Raw genomic sequence first — 2216 nt, forward strand, 5'->3', positions numbered from 1 at the left:
GAGATAGCGATCAGGCCCATAATCACAACGAAGACGTTGCTGATATGGCCGCTGTATTTACGCATTGCCGGTACTTTCTGAATTGCATACATCGGCATCAGGAACAGAATCATCGCGATGATTGGGCCACCCAGGGTTTCAATCATACCGAGGATACTTGGGTTCAGCGTCGCCACAATCCAGGTGGTTACCAGCATGAACAGCGCAGTGATTTTGTTCAGTTTGTTGATTTCGATGGTTTTGCCTTTGCCGCGCAGAGACTTAATCACCATACCGTTGAAACCTTCACGTGCGCCCAGGTAGTGGCCAAGGAAGGATTTGGTGATAGCGATAATCGCGATAATCGGTGCCATCCAGGCAATGATCGGCGCGTTAAAGTGGTTTGCCAGGTAAGACAGGATAGAGATGTTCTGCTCTTTCGCTGCGGCCAGATCCGCTGGGGTCAGGCTAAATACGCAGCTGAAGACGAAGAACATAACGGTCAGCACCATCATGATGTGAGCGAATGCCAGAATCTTAGAGCATTTCTTCTCAGCTTCATCACCGTATTCTTCACGCTTCGCCACGGCGAAGGAGGAGATGATTGGTGAGTGGTTGAAGGAGAACACCATTACCGGAATTGCCAGCCACAGGGTCAACAGCAGTCCGTTGCCGGTGGTTGCTGCAGAGTCAAAGGACAGGGTTTCCAGAACGGCACCGCTCCACTGAGGGATCAGGTACAGCGCCAGCAGCATCAGGGCGGCAACAAACGGGAATACCAGGATGCTCATCGCCTTCACGATCATCTGCTCACCGAAACGCACGATGGTCATCATGCCGACAATCAGGATCAGAGACAGGATTGCGCGCGGCGGCGGCGTAATTGCCAGCTGGTGGGTCAGAAAGCTTTCGACGGTGTTGGTGATGGCTACGCTGTAGACCAACAGAATTGGGTAGATAGCGAAGAAGTAGAGCAGGGTAATCAGTTTACCTGCGCCTACACCAAAGTGCTCTTCTACAACTTCAGTAATGTCTTCACCCGGATTTTTACCGGACAGCACGAAGCGAGTCAGGCCGCGGTGTGCAAAGAAGGTCATTGGGAAAGCGAGGATCGCCATGATGATCAGCGGAATCATACCGCCTACGCCTGCGTTAATCGGCAGGAACAATACACCCGCGCCAATCGCCGTGCCGTAAAGGCCCAGCATCCACATGGTATCTGTCTTGCGCCATGCGCTGCGGGTCTGGCCCGTAACGATAGTGCTGGTTTGAGTGTTTTCCATCTATTTCTCCTGGAGGAAGCTTAAAAAGTCGGGTTTGGGGTCAATCCAATGAGAAAATACCCGACTGTAAATCGAAATTCGTTGAGCGATTTTTTATATAATTTTTCGCCGTAATAATTTGCGGGCGGAAAGATACATTTTAGTAATGAATGTATCAGTGATCGCGATCCCAAATGCAATAATCCACCTTTTATGTGGATAAATTTGGACCATTAATCTGTTAAAAAATAGTCAAAGCGAATTTACGGGCGCGAAGGCTAACATTAACGACATATATCATGAAAGCGAAGGCGCGAAGATACGAGCGTTACGCTGTAAAAACTGTTGTTTTTAGAGGATTTTGGCGACTAATAATAATTTCCTAAGATAAATCACGGTTGGGTTTTAAAGGTAATCGTTTGCGTAGCGCGCTATTTTTAATGAAACATCATCGGTATTTATATGATTGTCTGAGCTATGTGACTGGTATCACTAAAAAAAGCCGGGAGGCTGATGCGCCAAACCCGGCTTTGATATGGACAAAACTGTCACCGCGATAGCGTCTGCTGGCGGCTGTTGGAGGTTAGGCGCAAATCTCGTAGCAAGGGATATACGCGGAGCCAGGTAACTTCATACGATGCTGTGCAACAAAGCCCTGCAGGAGATCGTCCATGCGGCGCATCATTTCGCGGTCACCGTGGATTTTGTACGGGCCAAACTCTTCGATGGCGCGGATCCCGACTTCCTTCACGTTACCGGCTACAATCCCCGAGAACGCACGGCGCAGGTCTGCCGCCAGTACTTCCACGGGTTGATCCGGGTACAGCTTCAGGTTAGCCATGTTTTCATGGGACGGCTCGAACGGCATCTGCAAATCAGGTGCAATACGAATCGACCAGTTAAAGCTGTAGGCATCACCGGTGTCACGGCGGTTCTCTTTCACCAGCGGCATCGCTTTTTTCATCAGACGAGCCA

2 protein-coding genes are annotated in these 2216 nt (G+C 49.9%); both read right to left on the minus strand.

The genetic code is table 11. From position 1 onward, the window contains the following. Nucleotides 1-1262, minus strand: a 1262-nt coding sequence (locus FDW87_RS12435) for an HAAAP family serine/threonine permease (protein WP_137379807.1), incomplete at its 3' end; no start/stop codon positions are given. Between the two features lie 562 nt (nucleotides 1263-1824). Further along, nucleotides 1825-2216 (minus strand): pyrimidine/purine nucleotide monophosphate nucleosidase domain-containing protein (locus tag FDW87_RS12440; protein WP_137379804.1); only part of this gene is annotated, 392 nt, incomplete at its 5' end.

The sequence above is a fragment of the Citrobacter sp. wls826 genome (genome assembly GCF_005281245.1).
Classification (GTDB): Bacteria; Pseudomonadota; Gammaproteobacteria; order Enterobacterales; family Enterobacteriaceae; genus Citrobacter; species Citrobacter braakii.